Below are 21,424 nucleotides of genomic sequence, written 5' to 3'. Positions count from 1 at the left end.
GGCCAACGGGACCCCGCCGCGAGGCGGGGTTTTTGTTTTGGCCGACCGTCGATGGTGACGATGTTGCGGTCGTCCGGCGCTCAGGCGCGCCAGCTCGCAAGCGGTCGCGCAGAGGTGCGGCTGCCGAGCGGCGCGGCGGCGTGCGGCTGCGGAGCGAGGGCAGCCTGGCGGTAAAGGCCCCGATGCTCGGGGTCGCAGGTCAGCCTGGTGGCAAGTCCGAGAACCGTTTCCGCGGCGCCGAGCACGAAAGCTCCGTCAGGGGCGAGGCGCGGGGTCAGCAATTCCAGCACCTTCACCTTCGTCGGCACGTCGAAATAGATCAGCACGTTGCGGCAGAAGATCACGTCAAACCGGCCGAAATGATCGTTCCGCTCCAGCAAATTGTGGTGGCGGAAATCGACCATTCCGCGCAGCCGCTCCGAGATCTGCCATTTGTCGCCGCGCTGCTCGAAATGCTTCAGCAGCATCTGGATCGGCAGGCCGCGCTGCATCTCGAACTGGCTGTAGATGCCCGAGCGGGCCTTCTCGAGAATCTCCGACGAGATATCCGTGCCGATGATCTCGACCTTCCAGCCGGCAAGGCGGTCGGCGAGGTCGTGGATGATCATGGCCAGCGAATAGGCCTCCTGGCCGCTCGACACGGCGGCGCACCAGATGCGCAGCGAGCGGCTGGCAGCGTTCGCCGCCATGCGCTCGGGCAGGATCACGTCGCGGAACAGGTCGAACGGCGTGCGGTCGCGGAAGAAGAGCGTCTCGTTCGTCGTCATCGCATCGACGACGACATTTTCCAGCGTGCGATCGCGGCCGAGCCGCAACTGGCCGATCAGCGTCGCGATATCGGCGATGCCGCGCCGGCGGCACAGGATGCTCAGGCGGCTTTCCGCCAGATACTGCTTGTCGGCTGTCAGCGACAGGCCCGAGCGCTGCTGCAACAGCAGCCGCAGGAATGCGAAATCGGTCTCGGTCATGCAGGCTGCACCCCGCGCACGAGGCAGCGGACGGAGGCGCCGATCTCGTCGAGCGCGATTACGGTGCTGGCATGGCGCGCACGCACGACCGAGCCCGGCATGCCCCAGATCGTGCTGCTCGGCTCGTCCTGGGCCAGAACCGCCGCTCCGGCTTTGCGCAGGGCACCGGCACCTTCTGTGCCGTCGCTGCCCATTCCGGTGAGAACGAGGCCCATCGTCGCCGCGCCGAGATGGCGGGCAGCATCGTTGAACAGCACGTCGACGGCGGGCCGGCAGAAGTTGACCGGCGCCTCGTCGCCGATCCGTGCGACGATGTGGCCGAGCCGGCGGTCGATGCCCAGATGGCGGCCTCCGGGTGCGACGTAGACGGTTCCGCGCACCAGGCGTTCGCCGTCGAAGGGTTCTCGCGCCGGAACGCCGATATGGCTCGCGATCTGCTCGGCGAACGACGCCGTGAACAGCGGCGGCATGTGCTGGACGACCAGCGTCGTCAGGTCGTGAAGGCCTTCGCCGATATCGAAGAGCACCTTGGCGACAGCGCGCGGCCCGCCGGTCGAGGCGCCGATCACGAGGTAGCGCGGCATCACCGAAACCAGGGGGCGCAGATTGACGGGGCCGCCATGTGGCAGATCGACGATGTCGACCTCCGGCGGCAACGAGCCCGGTCGCGCCGCCGTATGGGCGATGTTGCCGAGCTTGAGCAGAAACTCGCTGCGGAAATCGAGGGACAGCGTCATGCCGGCGCGGCTGTCAGGCTTCGAGACGACGTCCATCGCGCCCTTGGTCATGCATTCGAGCGCGATGCGGGTGTTGCGCTCGTTCAGCGTGGCGGCGAGCAGGACACCGGTATTGGGGCTTTCCTTGAGGATCTGTGGCAGTGCGGCTGCCCCGCCGACGCCCGGCATGTCGAGATCGAGCACCATGACGTCCGGCTTGTAGCGGGTCGCATGGGCGACCGCGGTCTCGCCGTCCCCGGCCACCGCCACGACGTGAAAATGGCCGGCTTCCCCCAGCCAGCGGGCGAAAAGCCCGCGGACGACGACGGAATCGTCGGCAATCACGACCGTCTTGTGCCGGGTCGGCGGAGCCGGAAGGGGGCGGGACGCCATCATGCTCATGCTGCTTGCTGGATCGGCGATGCCGAGCGACGGAGATCGGGCATCCAGACCGGCGCCGGACTGCTCAGAGCAGACCGACCTGATGGAACTTCGACGCCACGATTTCCTTGTCGAAGGGCTTCATGATGTACTCGTCAGCGCCCGCATGCATGGCGCGCGCGATATGGGCGATGTCGTTCTCCGTGGTGCAGAAGACGACCTTCGGCCGCTTGCCGCCCGGCATCTGGCGCAGCGTGCGCAGGAACTCGTAGCCGTCCATGATCGGCATGTTCCAGTCGAGCAGTACGGCGTCCGGCATCTCGCCCTTGCACGCATCGATGGCGCGCGCACCATCCTCGGCTTCGGCGATGCGGAACTGCAGGCCTTCCAGGATTCGGCGTGCGACCTTGCGGATCACCGCTGAGTCATCGACGACGAGGCAATATTTCATGGTCTGTCTCCAAAACTCTGTGGCCGCGCTTCAGGCCGCGGCGGGAAGATCAAGATCGAGGACAGCATCGAGATCGAGTATGACGAGGAGTTCGTCGGCGAGCCGGTGAACGCCGGTCGCCAACGCGGTCCAGACGCGATCGAGATGAACGGGCAGCGGCTCGAAGGTGGAACGGTCCAGCCGGATCACCTCGCCGACGGCGTCGACGATCAGGGCGTAGGCCTCGCCGCGATGGTCGATGCCGATCGCCGTCAGCTCGCCTTGCCGCTGTGCATCCGGAACCGTCCGGCCGAGCCGCTTGCGCAGGCAGATCGCGGTAACGATGCGCCCACGCAGATTCAGCAGGCCGACGATCTCGCTCGGGGCGCGGGGCACGAGCGTGATGCGGTCGGTGATGAAGACATCCTGTACGCGCCCGATCGGGAGCCCGAGCAACTGCTCGCCGATCCGGATCGTCACGTAGTCGAGCGAATCGCCGAAACCGGCGGAGGCCGCCTGCTGCGCCTTGTCGGGTCCGGGAAGGGTCATGCTGCCTGCCTCATATCCGCACCGCCGGCGTTCAGCTCGCTCAGCAGGGCCCGGCGATCGAATTTCGCAACGATATCGTCGAGACCGGCCTGTACGGCGCGCATGTGCAGATCGGGGGTCGCGCAGGTGGTGAGGCCGAGGATGCGCAGGCGCTCGCTTCCGGCCCGCGCGCGCAGTGTAGCGGCGAAGGCGAAGGCCGCTTCGATCTGCCGATCGAGATCGAGCAGGACGATGCCGAACGGCTCGCCGGCTGCGGAGGGATCGAGGTCGAAATCGGCTGCCATGGTGATGGTGTGGCCGGACGCCTTCAGGATCGGGCTCAGCATTTCCCGCAGGAAATCCGACGGCTCGATCAGCAGGACACGGGCGGAGGGCGCTGAGCTGCGCCGCACGGCAAACCAGCCGGGCTCGTTCAGCGGCAGGTAATGGGCGAGATCGACGATATCGGTGGCCCGGCCCCGGATCATGGCCGAGCCGATCACGCCGCGTTCGCCGCTCGCGGCCATTTCGAGGTCGAAACTGTCCTCGACGATGTCGACGATGGCTTCGACCGCAAGCGCGACGGTCAGATCGCCGTCCGAGACGATGACCAGTGGCTGGATGCCCTTGCTGCGCAGCTGCGTTTCCGCGAGTGGCGTGACGGGCACAAGGCGTCCGCGATAGTGCAGCAAAGTGCGGCCGCCGCCGCGCTGGAACTGGTCGGCATCGACCTCCTCGAGCCGCGTCACCAACGACAGAGGCAGCGCCTGGAGGCTGCCGGCTCCGGTCCGGAAGACGAGCATCGTCGTCTTCTCGCTCGCTTGCTCATGGGCGGGTGCGGCATGCTGCTTCGCTTCCACCTCGCCCGACAGGGCCGCGCCGACCAGGCTGGCGACGCCGTTGGGGTCGACGATCAGCACGACGGCTCCGTCGCCGAGGATGGTATTGCCGGAGAAGAGCGGGATGTGGCGCAGCTTGCTCGACATCGGCTTCACCACGATTTCCTCGGTGTGGAAGACGCTGTCGACGAGGATTCCGAATTGTCGCTCCCCGATCTGGGTGATGACGATGAAGCCTTCACCTTCCGCGGCCTTGGGCGCGCCCATCAGCTCGGGAAGCGAAATGATCGGCAGCAGGCGTCCGCGCAGTCGCAGGACCGGGGCGCCGTTGATCTCCTCGATGCGGTTGTCGTCGCCCGCCTTCACCCGGACGAGCTCGCGCACCGCGATCTGGGGGATCGCGTAGCGGTCATTGCCCGCCACAACGATCAGGGCGGAGATGATTGCGAGCGTCAGCGGGATCTTGATGGTGATGGTGGTGCCGAGGCCGGGACGGCTGGCGACGTCGATCATCCCGCCGATCGAATCGACGTTGGCCTTGACCACGTCCATTCCGACGCCGCGGCCGGAAACCGCCGTCACGTTATCCGCCGTCGAGAAGCCGGGCAGGAAGATGAAGCGGCTGATCTGGGCGTCGCCGAGCTTCTCGATCTCGGCTTCGGTCGCAAGGCCCCGGGCGATGGCCTTGTTCCGGATGCGTCCGACATCGAGCCCGCGTCCGTCATCCGCGATCGAGATCGTGACGGAGCCGCCCTCATGGTAGGCGGAAAGCCGGATCGTGCCCTGTTCGGGCTTCCCGGCTGCCCGGCGCTCCGCCGGAAGCTCGATCGCATGGTCGGCGCAGTTGCGGACCATGTGGATGAGCGGGTCCTTGATCAGGTCGAGGATCTGCCGGTCGAGCTCGGTTTCCGCACCATCGGTCACGAGTTCGATGCGCTTGCCGAGTTCGGCGCTGAGGTCGCGCACGATGCGCGGCAGCTTCGACCAGGCGTTGCCGATCGGCTGCATGCGCGTCTTCATCACGCCGTCCTGCAGCTCGGCGGTGATCAGCGAGAGGCGCTGCAGCGGTGCCTTGAGCTTGGCGTCCTCCTGCTGGCGGGAGACGTCGAGGAGCTGGTTGCGTGTCAGAACGAGCTCGGAGACCATGGTCATCAGATGCTCGATCGTGTCGACATTGACACGCAGGGTCGCGGGGCCGCCGGTTCGCGAGGACGAAGGGACATCTTCGGAAGGTGCGGGACTTTCGCCGCTCTCGATGCGGCCGTTGCGGTCCCGCTGCGGCTCTGGCGCGCTGCGAAAGACGATGTCGTCAGTCGCGGCCGTGGCGTCGGTCTGGCCGTGCCGGGCGAGATAGGCGGCGACGGGATCGACCGGCTGGTCGACCGGGTGCGCGTGGTTGAGTTCGCCCTTGGCTCGCTCTGCCAGAGCCTGCAGCTCGCGGATCAGCGTCTCGTCGTCGCCCTCCGGCTCCAGCCCTTTCTCGGCCAGCTCGGCGAGTATGTCCTTGATGCGGTCGATGGTTTCGAGGATGGCGGTGACGGCGGTGGGCTTCACCGTTGCGCCGTCACGGAACTGCCCGATCACTGACTCGGCCGCGTGGGTGAGAGCCTCGAGCCGCGGCAGGCCGATGAAGCCGCAGGTTCCCTTTACGGTGTGAACAAGCCTGAAGATGTTGCGCAGGATGTCCCGGTCGTTCGGGTCCTGCTCGAAGCGGACGAGCTCCCGATCGACCGTATCGAGGTTCTCGCCGGTCTCGGTCAGGAACTCTTGCAGCAACTCGTCCATGCAGGAACATCACTCAACGCGAAACCCTCCAGGAACCAAAGCACGAGAAGGGTTTATGATCGGTTGAGATCGCCCTTCGACTGATTTCGGTTTCAGGCCGCCTTGGCTGCCTTGATGGTCACGGTCTCCCCGTCGATCGCGACGGAAACCTCCATCCCGGCAGCGCGTGCCACCATGCCGGTGTAGACCGGCTGGACGGCATGGGCGTCGATCGTCCCGCCCGGCGCATTGCCGGCGAGCAGATCCTCGACATGGGCGGGGATGCGGGCATGTGAGCCCGTGGCTTTGATCTCGAAGCTGCCCTGTTCCCCCTCGACGCTGGCCCGCGAGATCAGCTTGCCGCCGCGCGGCACGGCCTGCGCGGCGATGACCAGCAGGTTCAGCAGCAGCTTGACCTGATTCTTCGGCAGCAGGGCGCGCGGCGCCTCCCAGTCGAGCGAAAGCTTCTCGTCGTTCAGGAAGCCGTTGGCGACGTTTCCGGCATCGCCGAGATCGATCATTGCGCCGGCCGAGCCGGCCGCGCCGAAGGCGAGGCGCGCGAACTGCAGGCGGGCCGAGGCGTTGCGGGCGCTCTTCTTGATCAGCTCCAGCGCAAAATCGCGCATCGACGGATCATCTTCCTCGAGAACCTCCAGCGCGTTGACAATCGCACCGACCGGGCTGATCACGTCATGGCAGACGCGGCTGCAGAGAAGAGCGGCCAGGTCGAGCGAGTCGAGCGAGATGGCGGTCATGGGGGCGAAATCCTGGGATGGCGATGCGCCGAGGGTAGGGCGGCAATGCCGCCAGATATGCTGCCATCTTGGTTTTCATGTGGTTAATCGCCATATATCGGGCCAATGTTCGAAGGAAGGGCCGCCATGATCGGCCGTGACGATCCCCGCCTGCGCGATTGCGACGGGCTGGGGCGCAAGCTCGCGGAAGCTGCCAGAATCAGTGCGACGGTCCTGCTGGCGAAGCGGGCGGCGCGCGATGTGACGCTCAAGCAGGACGGCTCGCCGGTCTGCTCGGCGGATCTGGCTGCCGATCACGCAGCGAAGGATGCGCTTGCTCGCCTGTGCCCGGGATTTCCCGTCATCAGCGAGGAAACGGTCGACAGCGTCGCGCCTGGCGAGGTTTTCATCTTGCTCGATCCGCTGGACGGCACGCGCGAGTTCCTGGCCGGCGGCGACAGCTACTGCGTCGCGATTGCGGTGATCCGTGACGGCAGGCCGATCGCGGGCGCGATTGCCGCTCCTGCCATCGGCCGCCTCTGGTTCGCCGGCGAGCACGCCTATGTGCAGGATTTCGCGGCCGACGGAACCGTGCACGGGGAAGCGCGCCGCGCGGCTGTACGCGCTTTGCCCAGCGACGGGCCGGTGGCGTTGGTCAGTCGCTTTCACGGCGATGGCCGCAGCGACGGCATTGCCGCGTCGATGTGCTGCAACAAGGGCATCCCGGTCTCGTCGGCCGTGAAGTTCGGGATGATCGCTTCGGGCGAGGCGGATCTCCATGTCCGCTGTGGCCAGACCATGGAGTGGGATATCGCAGCCGGCGACGCCATTCTCTCGGCGGCGGGCGGAGTGGTGCTGACGCTTGACGGCGCCTTGCCGCATTACGGCGTGAGCGAACGGCAGTTCCGCAATCCGCCTTTCGTGGCGGCGTCGAGCGAGGCGCTGGCGCGGCGTGCCATCGCCGGCGATACCGGTTGCTGAGAGCTCTCAGCGGGCGACGACGCGCAGCACCGATTTCCAGCGATCTTCGGCTTGGGCCAGGAGCGCCGCGTCCTGCAGGAAACGCTGGCGGTTTTCCGCCGAGCGGAACAGGAACAGCCGCGAGCCGATGATCGCGTATTGGCCGGGGTCGCTGTCGACGGCGACGCCATTGGCAACGCCCGTCGGGTCGAAGCCGGCGAAAGCGGGCGCGTAGATGCCCGGTGCATCGCGGAAAGCCTCGAGATTGGCCTGTGAGGCGAAGCGCCAGACCACACCCTCGTGGATGAGCTCGTGCTCGGGGAGGCCGGCCGAAGGCCTGCTGCCGAAGCGATAGGACACCGGGTCAAAGCCATTGATGGCCAGGCCGGTGCGCAGGTCGCGCTGCATCACTTCGCCCAGCGAAGGCAGGGAAGGCAGCCCGGTCGGCAGTCCCGGTGCTCCCGACGAAGCCGGAAGAACCGGCTCGGCTGACGTGGTGTTGGCAGATGTCACGGAGACGGCAAGGAAGAGAAGGGCAACGCCGGTGCAGGTCGCGCTGCAGCGTTGCCTTGTTGCGGCCTTCATCCCGGCAAATCCTCGCAATCCCGCAATCCAGGGCCGCTCGGCTCTCCGGAATTTTCACGCCTTGGATAGATTTACGGCGTATCAAACTGGTTACCGAATTGATTCGTATTCGCTAGGCGTTGCTTTTTCGACGCCTGCGCGAACGGCGGACAGCCCAGAATCGGCCCGCCGTCTGGCCTGCATCGCACGCGTCCGGAACAGGTTGCCCCGCAACCGGATCCGGCGTCGCGAGGCCGGGCGATCAAACCGTTCTGGCGTCCGGCTTCGCCGGACTCACTGTCCGGAGATCTAGCATATGAACCAGACCCGCCGCAGTCTCATCAAGGGCGGTCTCGCCGTAGCCGGAACGGGCCTCACCGGCCTGTCCGCCCCGGCGTTCGCACAGAACTACAACGAGCAGCGCTCCTTCTCGCAGAACGAGCTGGTCTCGTCGGGCCACAAGTTCTTCGGCAACGTGTCGCGCGGTCTCGCGCTCACCATCGAGGAGGCCGTGCGGCGCTGGGGTGAGCCCAATGGCTACGTGCTCGGCCAGGAAGCCGCCGGCGCCTTTGTCGGCGGGCTGCGCTTCGGCGAGGGCCAGCTCTACACCCGCAATGCCGGCGACCGCAGGGTGTTCTGGCAGGGGCCTTCGATCGGCTTCGACTTCGGTGGCGAAGGCGCGCGCACGATGATGCTGGTCTATAACCTGCCGGCGGTGGATGCGCTCTACCAGCGCTTCGCCGGCGTCGACGGCTCGGCCTATTTCATCGGCGGCTTCGGTTTCACCGCCATGACGGCTGAGGGCATCACCGTCGTGCCGATCCGCACCGGCGTCGGCTGGCGGCTCGGCGTCAATCTCGGCTACCTCAAGTTCACGCCGCAGGCGACGTGGAATCCGTTCTAGCCTCCCGACCTCGAGCGGGTGACTAGAACTGGCCTTGGCGGCGCGGGCGTGGCAGATTCGGCCATAGCCTGTGTCCACGCCTCGTTCGGGAGTGCTGGGTCTTGATCGAAGCCGCCATGCTGTTCGCGCTCGGCTTCCTTTGTGCGGCGCTGCTCGCACTGGCCGCGGTGCCGGCGCTCGCCCGGCGTGCCGATCGGCTGGCGCGCAAGCGGGCCGAGGCAGCCTTCCCGCTCTCGCTGGGAGAGATCGCAGCCGACCGTGACCATCTGCGCGCCGAATTCGCCCTGCGCATGCGTTCCGTCGAGCAGGAGGCCGAGCGTGGCTTTGCCGCCAAGGCCGGGGCGATGCAGGAGCTCGGCCGCCGGGACATGACGATCGGCCGGCTGGAGCGCGAGCGCAGCGAGCGCGACACGCGGATTGCAGAACTGGAAAGCGTACTCGCGACGACCCGGGCCGAGCTCGGCGACACGCGAAGAACCCTCGAACAAGAACAGGCGGGCCATGGCGAAACGGCCGCGGCGCTGGAGAAGCGGCTCGCCGATCTGGCGAGCCTGGAGCAGAACCTGGCGGAGACACGGCAGGCTCTGACCGGCACCGGCGCCGATCTGAGTATGCGCGACGGCGAGCTCGCGCGGGAGCGCGAGACGCTCGGAAGGATCGAGAAGCTCCTTGCCGAACGCGAGACGGAATTGGCGGCGATCCGCGACGAGCATGAGAAGCTGCGCGTGGCGCTGGTAGAGGACCGCACCCGGATCATGGTTCTCCAGGGCAAGCGCGACGAGCTTGCCGGGAGACTGGCGGGCGTCGAGGATCGGCTGGCCCGCAGCGAGGCGTCGTTGAAAGCGATGACGGGCGAGCGTGACGGCGAACAGATTCGCGCCGGCGCTTTCTCCGCCCGGGCCGAGCAGGCCGAGGCTGGGCTGGCGGCAGCCGATGCGCGCGCCAGCGCGGCCGCCGTCGAGGCGCAGCAGCTCGGCGCACGGCTGGAGCAGACGAGGTCCGACCATGAAGCCTTGCAGGGCAGGGCGGATGGCCTTGAACAGGCCCTGGTGGTCGCGAAGGACGAGCTGGCCGATCTGCGCCAGCGCAAACAGGAAGAGATAACCGCCTTGCAGGACAGCCAGCGCGAACGAGAAGGTCAGATCGAGCTTCTGCACGCCGAGCTTCAGACGCTGGAAGGCGCGCTCAGCCAGGCCCGCGAAGACCGGAGCCAGCTTCTGGGCGAAATGTCGAATCTGCGCAAAGCGGCATCGGGCGCACAGTCGAATGCGGCCTTGCGCGAGGAGATCGTCCGGCTGGCCGACCGCTTGATGAGTCTTTCGCCGAAACGCGAGGCTGCTGAGTAGCGCTGCACATACCGCACCCATTCGTGTGGTCCGGATCGCTTCGAAAAGCGATTTCCTCTTTTCAGCCCGATGCTTTAGGAAGGCCGCGCCTCCTGGCGCGCCGACCTCACCCGAATGGTTTTGAATCGTGACGGACAGCCAAATCGATCTTCTGTGCCTGGGCGAGCCGCTCGGCGAGTTCAACGCCACCCGGGCCGAGACCGGGGCCTTCCTGTTCGGGCATGGCGGCGACACCTCGAATTGTGCGGTTGCGGCGGCCCGGCAGGGCATGTCGGTCGGCTATCTCGGGGCGCTCGGCGACGACAGCGCGGGCCATTCGATCCGGGCGTTGTGGAAGCGCGAGGGTGTCAACGACGCCCATGTCGCGACGCATCCGACGGCGCCGACGGGCCTCTACTTCGTCGATCACGGCCCGTCCGGCCATGTCTTCTCCTATCTGCGGGCCGGTTCGGCCGCGAGCCTCTATGGCCCGCGCGACCTGCCGCGCGATCTCATCCGCTCGGCCCGCATCATCCAGGCCTCCGGCATCAGCCAGGCCATTTCGGCCGGGGCCTGCGACGCCGTGTTCGAGGCCTTCGAGACGGCCCGCAAGGCCGGCGTGCTGACCGCCTACGACACCAATCTGCGCCTTAAGCTCTGGCCGCTGACCCGCGCGCGGGCGATCATCCACGCCGCTTGCGCCATGGCCGACATCGTCTTGCCCGGGCTTGACGATGCGACGCAGCTGACCGGGCTCAACAACCCCGACGCCATTGTCGATTTCTATCTCGGCCTCGGCGCGCGGGTCGTGGCGCTGACGCTCGGCCATGAGGGGTCACTCGTCGCGACACCGGTCCGGCGCGAGCGCTTCCGTCCGATCAAGGTCGATGCCATCGACGCGACCGGGGCAGGCGATTGCTATGACGGCGCCTTCCTCGCGGAATATCTGCGCACGGGCGATGCCTTCGCGGCGGGCGCCTATGCCAATGTCGCCGCGGCGCTGTCGACGCAAGGATATGGTGCCGTTGCGCCCCTGCCGCATCGGGCCGAGGTCGAAGCACGCATCATTGCCGAGGCCAAGAGCTGATGACCGTTCCGATCCTGAAGCGCGCGGGCGATCTGCTCGCCCGCTACGATGTGCTGATCAGCGATGTCTGGGGCGTCGTCCATGACGGGCTCTGGGCGCTGGAGCCGGCCTGCGAGGCATTGATCGCCTTCCGCGAGCACGGCGGAACGGTTGCGCTGCTCTCCAACGCTCCCGGACCGTCCGAGCAGGTGGCCGGGCTGCTCGACACCAAGCGCGTGCCGCGCGAGGCCTGGAACCGGCTCGTCACGTCCGGCGATGTCACGCGGGCGCTGATCGCGGAGAGCCATCACAAGCGCGTCTACCATATCGGCTGGCAGAGCGATCGGGCCGTTTTCGCCGGGCTCGATGTCGAGCTGGTTGGCGAGGAACAGGCCGACATCGTCGTGGCGACCGAACTCAACGATTACCGCAACGAGACGCCGGAACAGTACCGGCCGCTGCTTGAGGGCTTCGCCCGGCGCGGCCTGCCTTTCATCTGCGGCAATCCCGATCTCGTCGTGCATGTCGGCGAGGATCTGCTGCCCTGCGCCGGTTCGCTTGCGACGATCTACGAGGAGCTGGGTGGCACGGTCGCCTGGGCCGGCAAGCCTTATCGCCCGGCCTATGACCTCGCGCTCGCAGCCGCCGCCGAGGCGCGCGGCGGCCGCACTGTCGAGCCCGGCAAGGTTCTGGTGATCGGCGACGCCGTCAGGACCGATCTCGCCGGCGCACGGCTGATGGGCTTCGACAGCCTGTTCATCGCCGGCGGCATCCATCGCGACGAGACGATGCACGGCGGCGAGGTCGACCCTTCCGGGCTCGCCAGGGTGCTGGACGGGCTGCCGGTCCGGCCGATCGCGGCGATGGGCGCTCTGGCCTGAGCAGCCCGCCACGGCTCAGTGGGCGTCCCCCGCGCGTGCGTCGCGCAGCGTCGTCAGCGTGACGACGATGCAGAAGAGCATGCCGACGATCGAGAGGATCGCCGCCGCGCGGAAGCCGAGCATGAAAGCCTCGCTCGCCTGCGCCAGCATCGGCGCGGCCTGATCGGGCGCGAGCCCGGCTGCGAAGGCCAGAGCGCCGCCCAATGTCGAGCGCGCCGGAGCCAGCGCTTCCGGGCTGAAGCCGGGCACGACGAGATCCGCCATGCGGTTGCGATAGAGCGCGGCGCCGAGGCTGCCGAGCACGGCGATGCCGAGCGCTCCGCCGAGCTCGACGCTGGTTTCCGACATGGCCGAAGCAGCACCCGTGCGTTCCGGTGGGGCCGAGCCGACGACGATGCCCGTCGTCAGCGTGATCACCGGCGTGAAGCCGATCGAGAACACCACCGAGGCGGCGACGATCTGCACGAGGCTCGGGGCAAAGACGAGCCAGACGAAGCCGAGCGCCGAGACCGCCATGCCGCCCGCCATGAGCGTCGCTGGTGCGAAGCGCCCGACGAGGCTCGGCGTCACGAAGGAGGCCAGCGTGAAGGCGATGGCCGAGGGCAAGGACCAGAGGCCGGCCTGCAGCGGCGTCAGTCCGGCGACGAGCTGAAAATACTGCGCCAGGAAGACGAAGCTGCCGAACATGAACAGGATGCCGGCGAGGTTGATCGCCAACGCTGCCCGGAAGGCCGGGATGCGGAACATGGCGAGATCGATCATCGGGTCGGCAAGACGGGCCTGTCGCCGCAGGAAGAGCAGTACAAAGCCGAGCCCGGCGATGATTGATGCGGCAGCCTGCCAGTCGAAGCCGTCCGCCGCCCAGTGCTTGATGCCGTAGACAAGCCCGAGCACCGCCGCGAGCGAGAGCAGGGCGCTGAGGATGTCGATGCGGCCGGCGTTCGGCGCGCGATATTCAGGCAGCAGAATCGGGCCGATGGCGAGCAGCAGCAGCATCGGTGGCACGGCGATCAGGAAGGCAGAGCCCCACCAGAAATACTCGATCAGGAAGCCGCCGACGACAGGCCCGATGATGGCGCCGACCGAGAAGCTCGCGATCCACATCGAGATCGCGAAGGTGCGTTCCTTCTCGTCGGTGAACATCACGGTGATCAGCGAGAGCGTCGAGGGAGCGAGCGTCGCCCCGGCGATGCCAAGGACGGCGCGCATGCCGATCAGCATCTCGGCGCTGTTGGAGAAGGCAGCGACGGTTGAAGCCACTCCGAAGAAGGCGGCGCCGATCATCAGCAACCGCCTGCGCCCGATGCGGTCCCCGAGCGTGCCCATGGTCATCAGGAAGCCGGCGACCATGAAGCCGTAGATGTCGATGATCCACAGCAGCTGGCTCGCGCTCGGCTTCAGGTCGCGGGTCAGCGTCGGTACGGCGAGGTTCAGCACCGTCAGGTCCATCGAATAGATCATGCAGGGCAGGGCGATCGCGAGCAGGCCAAGCCATTCGCGACGTGTCGCCTTTCCTTCATCCTGGCCCAAAACGGGTGCCGACGTCATAGTTCACTCGCAGTCTCTGGTATCCGGACCAGCCATTTCTCATGAGAGTACGGCCGAATCTGGCAGGAGAGGGCGGCAGGGTCCCTGCGCCCGATGCCGCGTTATCCCTGCCGGGTTACCGCGAGATTGCGCAAACGCGCGAGGATGTCCTCGTAGAGACCGTCGATCGGGCGGAACACGAAACGCACCGTGGATTTCCCCGGCGGGACGACGGCGGCCCGGAAAAGCACGTTGGCACGCAGCAGCTCCGCCGGCCGATCGTCGACCTCCACCCGCCACCAGTGGTGCCAGACATCGTTGAGGACGAGATAGCCGCCGCGGGGCGCATCGACGGCGAGCGTCACCGTGGTCGTGCCGTAGTCGCGGATTGCGACCGTGGCCGGCCCGATCGCGCCCGTGGCAAGCGGCGGCGGATCGCGGTCGAGCAGGACGGTTCGGCGGGGATCGAAGCCGGCCGGCCATTGACCGCTCGTCAGGATGGCGTCGAAATCGGCCTTCTGCGCCTCGGTGACGAGCAGGACACGCGGCAGGGCGCGCGGGTTCTCGTAGATATAGGCATCCTTGGTACGGGCGATCTGGCGGAGGTCCCCTGGTTTCAGCCGCTTGTCGATCTGCTCGACCGGCACGCCGGTCGCGATGAAGCGCAGGCCCAGCATGTCGGCCAGCAGGGAGCGATAGCCAGGCATCAGGGCAGAGAAGGTGCGCTGATCGGGCAGCGCGACATGGTCGCCGGCGCCGGTCGCCTTGCTGTAGAGGCCGAGCCGCAGCGGGTTGTAGCCGAGCGTGTTGTCGAGCTCGTGGACGAGGCTGGCATTGGGCCAGTGGAAGTCGATGGCGGCGAGCTCGATGCGGTCACGCCGGTCGGGCGCGGCGGTGCGCGCGGTTTCGCGCTTGAGAAGCGCGATGGTCTCGTTCGTGCTGTTCTTGCGCAGCACGTCATACATCTGTGGCGGCAGGGCGGTGGATTCACTCGGGCCGTTATTGGCCGAAAGGTCCACAACGAGCGTTACAGCCAGGACGATGGTGGCCGCGAGCGCCGAGCCGCGCTGGGCCAGGCCGCGCGCGGCGACGATGCTTCCAAGCGAGAGCATGCCGCAGAGGAGCGCAACGACAAGCGGCGAGACGGCGACCGGGATGCGCCCGACCGTCCAGGCGAGCCAGAGGGCGACAGCGAGCGCTCCGGCGAAGATGAGCGCTTCCAGGGCGATCTGCCAGCGCCGCGCCTTCGGCGCCGTGCCGGTCATGACGAGATGGGTCAGGTAGCCGCCGAGGATGGCGAGCAGGGCGCCGAGGATGAAGAGCGCGTCGGCTGGGCGGCGGTAGAAGCTGACGCCCGGCAACTCGAACAGCAGCCGGAAGGCGGGGGTGTAGCGGCCGAGCGCATAGAGCAGGACGATCAGCGCCGCGCCACTGAGCGCGACGATTTCGCGCCGCCAGAGCGCACCGCGGACGAGGCCGATGGTGATGATCAGCCCCATCGGTAGCAAGCCGAGATAAAGCTCGCTCATATTGCGGGCGAGAAAGAGCCCGAGCGGGCCGAAGCGGGCCTCCCAGGCCGGGCTCGGCGCACCCCAGAAATCCGCGAGCGGCCCGGCCGCGCCGTAGAGATTGGCGATCAGGCCGGTGAGCAGCGCGGCTGGGTGCAGCGAGCCCTTGCCGGCTTCGACGAAATCGATCGCGGGACGGTTCGATTCCTGCGCGATGAAGGCGGTCAGCAGGATGGGGATGGTGGCGACCAGAATGGCGCCGAGCGCGCCGGCAAGCAGCGGCAGCAGGCTCGCGCGGAAGGCGCGCCAGGGGTTGCGCGCCATCAGGATGGCGGCGATGACCAGCCCGGCAAGGACGTAGACGCCGATCAGCGCGACCTGGTCGCGGCCGAGCACCATGAAGCCCGAGACCACCCCGGCGGCGAAGCCGTAGCCGATCGAGCCGCGCTCCAGCGCGCGGGAGAGCAGAAACAGGGTGACGGCGAAATAGCCGAGGCTCAGCACCTGCCCGACATGCTGGATTCGCCAGGCGGCCGCGGCGCCGAAGGCGAAGGAGAGGGCCGCGACGAGGGCGCCGGCGGGATGCCAGCCGCGGTCGCGGAAGATCAGGACGATCGCCAGCGCGCCGACGAGCAGCGTGCCGAGCACCGCGCCGTCGCTCCAGCGGAAATCGGGCGCGGGATTGAGCGCGGCGATCAGGGCGAAGGAAGGCGAGAAGATCAGCGACTGCGGATCGGCGACCTGCGGCGAGCCGGAGAAGACGTAAGGCGTCCAGAACGGGGAGAGCCCGCGATGCCAGCTATCGGCGAGGAACTGAAGCTGGGGGTGGAAATGGGCCTTGGCGTCCCAGGGGATGGTGACGGCGCCTGAGAGCCAGGGCCAGGACAAGGCCAGCCAGCATAGGAAGACGATGCAGAACACGCTGGCGAGTGGCCAGCGTGTCGGATGGCTTTCGGTCGATATTGTTTCGGGCACGGGCATCAGCCTGGCCTGACCGCAATCGGAAACGCCGTCAATCCGTCGGCGCGGCGCGCGCCATCAGCGCGTCCATGTCGATGAAATGGCCGGCGCGGTCGCGCTTCGACGCGAGGTAGCGGACGTTGTGGGCGTTCGGGCGGCCCAGCACGCGCTGGCTGGCGGCAACCTCGAGACCCGCGGCCTGAATCGCGCCGATCTTCTGCGGATTGTTGGTGAGCGCCACGACGCTGGAGACGCCGAGTTGCTTCAGCATGGTCGCCGCGAAATCGAAATGGCGCTGGTCGAGGTCGAAGCCGAGCACCTCGTCGGCATCATAGGTGTCCCAGCCCTGGCTCTGCAGCTTGTAGGCCCGCATCTTGTTGGAGATGCCGTTGCCGCGGCCTTCCTGGTCGAGATAGAGCAGGATGCCGCCGCTGTTCTCCGCCATCCATTGCACGGTCTCGCGCAGCTGGTCGCCGCAATCGCATTTCAGCGAACCGAAGAGATCGCCGGTCAGGCAGGCGGAGTGGAGACGCACCGGAACGGCCGCCTGCAGATCGGGCTTGCCGACGATGATCGCAACCTGATCGCGCAGTCCCTCGCCACCGCGGAAGACCACGAACTCGGTCTCCGGCGCCCCTTCGAGCGGCACGGGCGCGCGGCCGACGATCTTCAGCGAAGCAGCCTGCTCAGCGCGATAGCCGTTGACCGCTTCGACCGTGACCTCGACCAGCGGCTCGCCGGCGATGTCGGCGGCATTGACCGGCGCCACGATGACCGCCGGCAGGACGAGGGACAGGCGGGCCAGTTCCAGTGCGGCCTCGTCGAGCCCGGAAGCGGGCGCGATCGGCGCGTCCATCCGCGCATCGATCTTGAGGGCAAGCGTCTCGATGCGGCCGAGGTCGATCGTGGGCAGGGCAAAAATGCCGCTTTCGCTGCGCCCCTTGGCTCCCAGGCGGCGCAGCCGGGCGCCGCTCAGGACAAGATGGCCACAGCCATGCGCGAGCTCATTGAGACCTTGCACGAGCCTCTCTTCGGCCAGCTCGGCAGACAGGGCGAGCGCGTTCCGACCGCCGTCCCTCAGCAGGACGGGGCGCCCGGCACGAAACTCGGCGATTGCCCGGTCCACCTTCACGAGAGCAGTTTCGAGGGAGGGGCCGAAGAGCGTACGCGACTCAGGCATCGGGAAGTCCGTCAGATTGGGCCGGCAAACGGCCGAGGAGCGTCAGAGGCACCATCGCGGAACGATATAGGGGTTCTTGATCCGCCCTTCCAGCAACGTTCCCGTCAGGGCACGGTTCCATGGCGCGCAAGCGCTCAGGAACCAAGAACGGGAACCTGACCAGAGCAGCGTCGTATAGGCTGGTGAGCTTGAACGTGGGATGAATGCTTTCCCTAGCGGCAACGCCCGGAGAAGAACGATCGATGTCGAAGGAGATTGCGCCCGGCGAGCGCTACAGCGCGACAGCCCGCAGCCTGCACTGGATCACCGTGATCGCCGTTTTCGTGATGATCCCGGTCGGGGTGACGATGAGCTATCGCGGCAACGTCCTGCACCTCTGGGACGGGCTGACCAACGGCCTTTACAGCGCTCATAAATTGACCGGATTCCTGCTGCTGTGGCTGACGGCGGGGCGGCTGATCTACCGTCTTCTGCATGGCGCGCCTGCGGACGAGCCGACGCTGGAATGGTGGCAGAAGGCCGGCTCGCACCTCGCCCACTGGCTGCTTTACGGGCTGCTCCTCGTGGTGCCGCTGCTGGGCTGGACCGGCGTTTCGCTGTTTCCGGCGCTGAGGGTGTTCGACCTGTTCAACCTGCCGGCGCTGACGCAGCCGAATGAGGCGGCGGCCCACCGGGTGCTCGGCATCCACGGCAAGCTTGCATTGACGCTCGGCGCTCTTGCAGTTCTGCATATCGCGGCGGTGCTCTATCACCGCTTCATCCGCAAGGATGGCGTCCTGCGCCGGATGTGGCCGGGGACCGGCTAGCTCGCCCCGTGTCGCCCGGACACGGGATGGCGATCCAGCTCCCTGTCGAGGTGAAGCCTCAGACCGGGCGTGCCCAAAGGTCCTGATGGCCGATCCGCGCGGACCCGGCTTCCCGGCGCGCGGCGAGCCAGGCCTCGACGGTCGCCGGGTCGACCCGCCCGGTTTCGCGCACGGCCTCCGCGATGCCCTCGGCCAGGGCTCCGCGCAGATCGGCGCGAGCGCCGTCGATCAGCCAGCTGCTGTCGCCCATCGAAACCGCGAAGCCGGTCTTGCGGAACGCCTCGGCCATGATCTCGCAGGCCTCTGGGCCGGCGGAGGGGCCGAAGCCCTTGTCGCCACGCTGGTGGTCAACGAAGGCGGCGTGGATGCCGGTATCGGCGGGGTGCTCCGGCTGCCAGCCCTCGCGGCCGTCATAGGTCAGCACGGCATAGAGCGGCAGGCGCTGGCTCGCGAGCGCGGCGACGAAGCGCTCGATCCAGCGCCGCGAGGTGAGGTCGAAGAGAGCCGCTGCCGTCACGAGGTCTGGCCGCCAGCCCAGCACCCAGTCGAGGTCTTTGTCGAGATCGACCCGGCGAGTATCCACGCTGATCAGCTTTTCGCCCTTGGCGAGGACGAGTTCCTCGCCCTGCTCGCGTGCTTCGTCGGCCCAATCGGTCAGGCGGCTGCGCGCATGGGCGAGCAGATCGGCATCGTGATCCACCAGCGTCCAGTGCTGATGGTCGGGCAGGGCGGCGTAGGAGGCACGCAGATTCGAGCCGGCGCCGCAGCCGAGATCGAGGACCGAGAGCGAAGATCTGTCGGAGAAATATGCGCCGACCGTAGCAAGCACCTGCGGATTGCGCGCCGCATGATCGGCAGGCTCGCGCAAGGCGAGCCATTCCGGAGAGAAACCAGCCATCACCCCACCTCCCGGCTGCCGTCGCTGTGGCAGGCCCGCGCGACGATGCGGGCGGTGTCCTGCCAGCATGGCAAGGCGCCGGCCCCTGCCCATGCGGCGTCGGCACGTTGCCGGCGCTCAGCCGGCGCATCAATCAGCCTCGCGAGCGCCTTGGCAAGTGCCACAACGTCGCCGGGCGGCACTTTGAGAGCAGCGTCCGCCGGCAAGGCATCAGCGCCCGCGCCGCTCAGGCTACAGACGATCGGCAACCCGCGCGCGAGGGCCTCCGTCAACACCATGCCGTAGCCCTCGTAGAGCGAGGGCATGACGAAAAGATCAGCACCGTCATAAAGTTTACCGAGGTTTTCCGGCCGCACGGCGCCGGCAAGCAAGATACGGTCCGTCAGCCCGGCCGAGCGGATCTGGGCGTCGATCGCGGCGGCGGTTCCCGGCGCGTAGTCGGGCGAGCCGGCGATGGTGAGATACCAGTCGCGATCGGCGATCCGCCTGAGCGCCTCGATCAGGACATCATAGCCCTTGCGCGGAATCAGGGAGCCGACTGCGAGCAACTGCAGCGGCTGATCGCTACGGCTGCCGGTCGCTCGCTGTGCGTGATCGACACCGGGAACGGCGACGAAAATGCGGTTCTCGGGGACGCCGAACTCCGCGCTCAAAACCGTTGCCGTGGCCGGACTCGTCACCGCGACGGAGCGAGCATGGCTGAGAGCGGCGCGTTCGCTCGCGCGCAGCGCCATCGCCTGGGCGGCTTCGAGGCCCGTTTCGAGCGCGAGCGGGTGGTGGACAAGCGCGACGAGCCGGTCGGCGAAGCGTGCCGCGAGTGCTTCGGGAAAGGCGCCGAAGGCGAGGCCGTCGACCAGCAGGATGTCATCCGGTGCTGTCGCAGCCAGCAGCCGTTCCGTCGCGGCGAGGTCGGCTTCCTTGGGGAAGGGAAAGCTGCCCGGCAAGGCCAGATGCCGGGCCTCGATACCCATCTCGCGCCATTCCCGCAGCAATCGCCGGTCGTAGCCATAGCCGCCGGTCGGCAGGTCGATGTCGCCGGGGATGGCGAAGATGATGGCGCTCACGCCACAGAGCCCTCGTAGCTGGCGCGGGCGAGGTCGGTCTCATGGAGCGTGACGCGGATCTTCGCCAGGCCGGCGCCATCGGCGCCGAGCGCGCCGGATTTCGCGGCGGCGGCCATGGCATCGAAGATGTGCTTGCAGAGGAATTCGGTGGTGGTCAGGACCCCGGCGAATTGCGGGAGGGCGTCGAGGTTCTGGTAGTTGAGCGGCTTCAGGGTCTTGCCGAGCACGTCGAGTGCGGCGCCGATGTCGACGACCACATTTTGCCGGTTCAGCGCCTCACGGAAGAAGGCGACGTCGACCACGAAGGTCGCGCCATGCATGTTCTGCGCGGGACCGAAGAAGGGATCGGGCAGCGAGTGGCCGATCATGATGCGGTCGCGGACTTCGATGGAAAACATGCGATCTCCTCGATAAGCGCCCGAAGCGGAGCGCGGTCACGGCCGCGCTTCATAGCAAATCGCGGCGGTCAGACCAGCGGCGCCGGGCGCGAGCAGGTCCGGAATGCGCTGCGGCGCATCACGGAAGGCGATCTCCTCTGTAATCAGCGCGTCGAGCCGGTCATCGGCGAGGAGCGCCATGGCGGCTTCCGCCCGTCGCGCATGATCCCAGCGTGCGCGATGCGAGGCGGCGACCATGCCGACCTGGGAGGAGACGAGCTGGAGACGACGCGCATGGAAGGCGCAACCCAGGGTGGCCGGTATCGTTCCCTCGCCATACCAACTCATTTCGACGATGCGCGCCTCGGTCCCGGCAGCGGCCACGGCCGTGGCGAGGCCGGAGGCCGTCGCGCTGGTGTGGAAGACGAGATCGGCGTCCCGCGGGGCGGCATCGGGTGTGGCAAAGGAAAATCCCAGCTTGCGTGCCAGCTCGGCGCGGCCGGGCTCGATATCGACCAGCGTCACTTCGGTTCCCGGAAGGCGGCCGGCGAGCCAGGCGACGAGCAGGCCGAGGACGCCGCCGCCCACCACGACGATCCGGTCTGCCGGGCCGGAGCCGGCGTCCCAATGGGCGTTCAGGGCGGTTTCCATATTGGCGGCGAGGATGGCGCGCCGTGGTGGAACGCTGTCCGGAACCAGTATCAGGCTGCCGCGCGTCGCGATGAAGCGGTCCTGATGCGGGTGCAGGCAGAAGACGATGCGGCCGAGCAGGTCATGAGGGCCGGCATCGACGCGGCCGACGGCGCAGTATCCGTACTTGACCGGGAAGGGGAAGCTGCCCTCCTGAAAGGGTGCGCGCATGCGCTCATGCTCGGAAGGCGGAACGCGGCCTTCGAATATGAGGCGCTCGGTGCCGCGGCTGAGGCCGCTCCACAGCGTCGTGACGAGGCAATCCTCGGGGCCCGGCACCGGCAGAGCCACGTCATTCAGCTTGCATTCACGGGGGGCTGTATACCAAAGCGCGAGGGCCTTGGCCCTTGCGTC

The 21,424-nt window shown here is 67.5% G+C and carries 20 protein-coding genes; 6 read left to right on the top strand and 14 right to left on the bottom strand.

Annotated features, from left to right (window positions below):
- Positions 1 to 80: 80 nt before the first annotated feature.
- The 6 genes from AB4Z10_RS08490 to chpT form a co-directional block, all read right to left on the bottom strand.
- Positions 81 to 968 carry a CheR family methyltransferase gene (locus tag AB4Z10_RS08490; RefSeq protein WP_441469944.1) on the bottom strand — a complete coding sequence of 296 codons (888 nt, stop codon included), beginning with the start codon at positions 966 to 968 and terminating at the stop codon, positions 81 to 83.
- On the bottom strand, positions 965 to 2,077 hold the full coding sequence (cheB, locus tag AB4Z10_RS08485; RefSeq protein WP_441469943.1) for a chemotaxis-specific protein-glutamate methyltransferase CheB: 1,113 nt from the start codon (positions 2,075 to 2,077) through the stop codon (positions 965 to 967). The genes AB4Z10_RS08490 and cheB overlap by 4 nt, the downstream gene beginning before the upstream one ends.
- 73 nt (positions 2,078 to 2,150) lie before the next feature.
- Positions 2,151 to 2,516 carry a response regulator gene (locus tag AB4Z10_RS08480; protein WP_038359309.1) on the bottom strand — a complete coding sequence of 122 codons (366 nt, stop codon included), beginning with the start codon at positions 2,514 to 2,516 and terminating at the stop codon, positions 2,151 to 2,153.
- Between the two features lie 30 nt (positions 2,517 to 2,546).
- Entirely contained in the window at positions 2,547 to 3,044 is a 498-nt protein-coding gene (locus AB4Z10_RS08475) for a chemotaxis protein CheW (protein ID WP_441469942.1), read from the bottom strand.
- Positions 3,041 to 5,647 carry a hybrid sensor histidine kinase/response regulator gene (locus AB4Z10_RS08470; RefSeq protein WP_441469941.1) on the bottom strand — a complete coding sequence of 869 codons (2,607 nt, stop codon included), beginning with the start codon at positions 5,645 to 5,647 and terminating at the stop codon, positions 3,041 to 3,043. The genes AB4Z10_RS08475 and AB4Z10_RS08470 overlap by 4 nt, the downstream gene beginning before the upstream one ends.
- A 92-nt stretch (positions 5,648 to 5,739) precedes the next feature.
- Positions 5,740 to 6,381: a histidine phosphotransferase ChpT gene (gene chpT, locus AB4Z10_RS08465; protein ID WP_441469940.1), complete on the bottom strand. Its 642-nt coding sequence runs from the start codon at positions 6,379 to 6,381 to the stop codon at positions 5,740 to 5,742.
- 126 nt (positions 6,382 to 6,507) lie between these two features.
- Between chpT and AB4Z10_RS08460 the strand changes: the two genes are divergently transcribed.
- On the top strand, positions 6,508 to 7,341 hold the full coding sequence (locus AB4Z10_RS08460) for a 3'(2'),5'-bisphosphate nucleotidase CysQ family protein (RefSeq protein WP_441469939.1): 834 nt from the start codon (positions 6,508 to 6,510) through the stop codon (positions 7,339 to 7,341).
- A 6-nt stretch (positions 7,342 to 7,347) separates the two neighbouring features.
- Here AB4Z10_RS08460 and AB4Z10_RS08455 read toward each other — a convergent pair whose 3' ends face one another.
- Positions 7,348 to 7,728, bottom strand: coding sequence for a YHS domain-containing (seleno)protein (locus AB4Z10_RS08455; protein WP_441469938.1), 381 nt, complete (start codon positions 7,726 to 7,728; stop codon positions 7,348 to 7,350).
- Positions 7,729 to 8,200: 472 nt separating this feature from the next.
- Between AB4Z10_RS08455 and AB4Z10_RS08450 the strand changes: the two genes are divergently transcribed.
- The 4 genes from AB4Z10_RS08450 (at position 8,201) to AB4Z10_RS08435 (ending at position 12,060) form a co-directional block, all read left to right on the top strand.
- Entirely contained in the window at positions 8,201 to 8,788 is a 588-nt protein-coding gene (locus AB4Z10_RS08450; RefSeq protein WP_441469937.1) for a DUF1134 domain-containing protein, read from the top strand.
- Between the two features lie 101 nt (positions 8,789 to 8,889).
- Positions 8,890 to 10,134: a coiled-coil domain-containing protein gene (locus tag AB4Z10_RS08445; RefSeq protein ID WP_441469936.1), complete on the top strand. Its 1,245-nt coding sequence runs from the start codon at positions 8,890 to 8,892 to the stop codon at positions 10,132 to 10,134.
- A gap of 127 nt (positions 10,135 to 10,261) precedes the next feature.
- A complete protein-coding gene (locus AB4Z10_RS08440) occupies positions 10,262 to 11,200 on the top strand; it encodes a sugar kinase (protein WP_441469935.1) in 939 nt (312 codons plus the stop codon).
- On the top strand, positions 11,200 to 12,060 hold the full coding sequence (locus AB4Z10_RS08435; RefSeq protein ID WP_441469934.1) for a TIGR01459 family HAD-type hydrolase: 861 nt from the start codon (positions 11,200 to 11,202) through the stop codon (positions 12,058 to 12,060). The genes AB4Z10_RS08440 and AB4Z10_RS08435 overlap by 1 nt, the downstream gene beginning before the upstream one ends.
- A gap of 15 nt (positions 12,061 to 12,075) precedes the next feature.
- On the opposite strand, the gene AB4Z10_RS08430 is transcribed toward AB4Z10_RS08435, so the two are convergent.
- The 3 genes from AB4Z10_RS08430 to ribA form a co-directional block, all read right to left on the bottom strand.
- Positions 12,076 to 13,608 carry an MFS transporter gene (locus tag AB4Z10_RS08430; protein WP_441469933.1) on the bottom strand — a complete coding sequence of 511 codons (1,533 nt, stop codon included), beginning with the start codon at positions 13,606 to 13,608 and terminating at the stop codon, positions 12,076 to 12,078.
- A gap of 101 nt (positions 13,609 to 13,709) precedes the next feature.
- Positions 13,710 to 16,076, bottom strand: a complete 2,367-nt coding sequence (locus tag AB4Z10_RS08425) for a hypothetical protein (protein ID WP_441469932.1) — start codon at positions 16,074 to 16,076, stop codon at positions 13,710 to 13,712.
- 31 nt (positions 16,077 to 16,107) lie between these two features.
- Positions 16,108 to 17,235: a GTP cyclohydrolase II RibA gene (gene ribA, locus AB4Z10_RS08420; RefSeq protein WP_441469931.1), complete on the bottom strand. Its 1,128-nt coding sequence runs from the start codon at positions 17,233 to 17,235 to the stop codon at positions 16,108 to 16,110.
- A gap of 242 nt (positions 17,236 to 17,477) precedes the next feature.
- On the opposite strand from ribA, the gene AB4Z10_RS08415 reads away from it, so the two are divergent.
- Entirely contained in the window at positions 17,478 to 18,041 is a 564-nt protein-coding gene (locus tag AB4Z10_RS08415) for a cytochrome b (RefSeq protein ID WP_441469930.1), read from the top strand.
- A 58-nt stretch (positions 18,042 to 18,099) separates the two neighbouring features.
- On the opposite strand, the gene AB4Z10_RS08410 is transcribed toward AB4Z10_RS08415, so the two are convergent.
- Genes AB4Z10_RS08410 through AB4Z10_RS08395 form a run of 4 tightly spaced genes read right to left on the bottom strand, consistent with a single transcriptional unit; the run spans position 18,100 to position 21,361 of the window.
- Positions 18,100 to 18,939, bottom strand: coding sequence for a class I SAM-dependent methyltransferase (locus AB4Z10_RS08410; RefSeq protein WP_441469929.1), 840 nt, complete (start codon positions 18,937 to 18,939; stop codon positions 18,100 to 18,102).
- Positions 18,939 to 20,003, bottom strand: coding sequence for a glycosyltransferase family 4 protein (locus AB4Z10_RS08405; protein WP_441469928.1), 1,065 nt, complete (start codon positions 20,001 to 20,003; stop codon positions 18,939 to 18,941). Before AB4Z10_RS08405 ends, AB4Z10_RS08410 begins: the two co-directional genes overlap by 1 nt.
- Positions 20,000 to 20,401 carry a 6-pyruvoyl trahydropterin synthase family protein gene (locus tag AB4Z10_RS08400; RefSeq protein ID WP_441469927.1) on the bottom strand — a complete coding sequence of 134 codons (402 nt, stop codon included), beginning with the start codon at positions 20,399 to 20,401 and terminating at the stop codon, positions 20,000 to 20,002. Before AB4Z10_RS08400 ends, AB4Z10_RS08405 begins: the two co-directional genes overlap by 4 nt.
- 36 nt (positions 20,402 to 20,437) lie before the next feature.
- A complete protein-coding gene (locus AB4Z10_RS08395; protein WP_441469926.1) occupies positions 20,438 to 21,361 on the bottom strand; it encodes a zinc-dependent alcohol dehydrogenase in 924 nt (307 codons plus the stop codon).
- Positions 21,362 to 21,424: the final 63 nt, after the last annotated feature.

Source organism: Allobosea sp. RAF48 (assembly GCF_052114025.1).
Lineage (GTDB): Bacteria > Pseudomonadota > Alphaproteobacteria > Rhizobiales > Beijerinckiaceae > Allobosea.
The sequence above is the reverse complement of the archived record's forward strand: the minus strand, read 5'-3'. Positions and strand labels throughout refer to the sequence as shown.

What these genes read in the sequence shown, in the direction of transcription:
- AB4Z10_RS08490 (WP_441469944.1), bottom strand. Translation starts at nt 968, where the DNA reads ATGACCGAGACCGATTTCGCATTCCTGCGGCTGCTGTTGCAGCAGCGC.
- cheB (WP_441469943.1), bottom strand. Translation starts at nt 2,077, where the DNA reads ATGGCGTCCCGCCCCCTTCCGGCTCCGCCGACCCGGCACAAGACGGTC.
- AB4Z10_RS08480 (WP_038359309.1), bottom strand. Translation starts at nt 2,516, where the DNA reads ATGAAATATTGCCTCGTCGTCGATGACTCAGCGGTGATCCGCAAGGTC.
- AB4Z10_RS08475 (WP_441469942.1), bottom strand. Translation starts at nt 3,044, where the DNA reads ATGACCCTTCCCGGACCCGACAAGGCGCAGCAGGCGGCCTCCGCCGGT.
- AB4Z10_RS08470 (WP_441469941.1), bottom strand. Translation starts at nt 5,647, where the DNA reads ATGGACGAGTTGCTGCAAGAGTTCCTGACCGAGACCGGCGAGAACCTC.
- chpT (WP_441469940.1), bottom strand. Translation starts at nt 6,381, where the DNA reads ATGACCGCCATCTCGCTCGACTCGCTCGACCTGGCCGCTCTTCTCTGC.
- AB4Z10_RS08460 (WP_441469939.1), top strand. Translation starts at nt 6,508, where the DNA reads ATGATCGGCCGTGACGATCCCCGCCTGCGCGATTGCGACGGGCTGGGG.
- AB4Z10_RS08455 (WP_441469938.1), bottom strand. Translation starts at nt 7,728, where the DNA reads ATGCAGCGCGACCTGCGCACCGGCCTGGCCATCAATGGCTTTGACCCG.
- AB4Z10_RS08450 (WP_441469937.1), top strand. Translation starts at nt 8,201, where the DNA reads ATGAACCAGACCCGCCGCAGTCTCATCAAGGGCGGTCTCGCCGTAGCC.
- AB4Z10_RS08435 (WP_441469934.1), top strand. Translation starts at nt 11,200, where the DNA reads ATGACCGTTCCGATCCTGAAGCGCGCGGGCGATCTGCTCGCCCGCTAC.
- AB4Z10_RS08430 (WP_441469933.1), bottom strand. Translation starts at nt 13,608, where the DNA reads ATGACGTCGGCACCCGTTTTGGGCCAGGATGAAGGAAAGGCGACACGT.
- AB4Z10_RS08425 (WP_441469932.1), bottom strand. Translation starts at nt 16,076, where the DNA reads ATGCCCGTGCCCGAAACAATATCGACCGAAAGCCATCCGACACGCTGG.
- ribA (WP_441469931.1), bottom strand. Translation starts at nt 17,235, where the DNA reads ATGCCTGAGTCGCGTACGCTCTTCGGCCCCTCCCTCGAAACTGCTCTC.
- AB4Z10_RS08415 (WP_441469930.1), top strand. Translation starts at nt 17,478, where the DNA reads ATGTCGAAGGAGATTGCGCCCGGCGAGCGCTACAGCGCGACAGCCCGC.
- AB4Z10_RS08410 (WP_441469929.1), bottom strand. Translation starts at nt 18,939, where the DNA reads ATGGCTGGTTTCTCTCCGGAATGGCTCGCCTTGCGCGAGCCTGCCGAT.
- AB4Z10_RS08400 (WP_441469927.1), bottom strand. Translation starts at nt 20,401, where the DNA reads ATGTTTTCCATCGAAGTCCGCGACCGCATCATGATCGGCCACTCGCTG.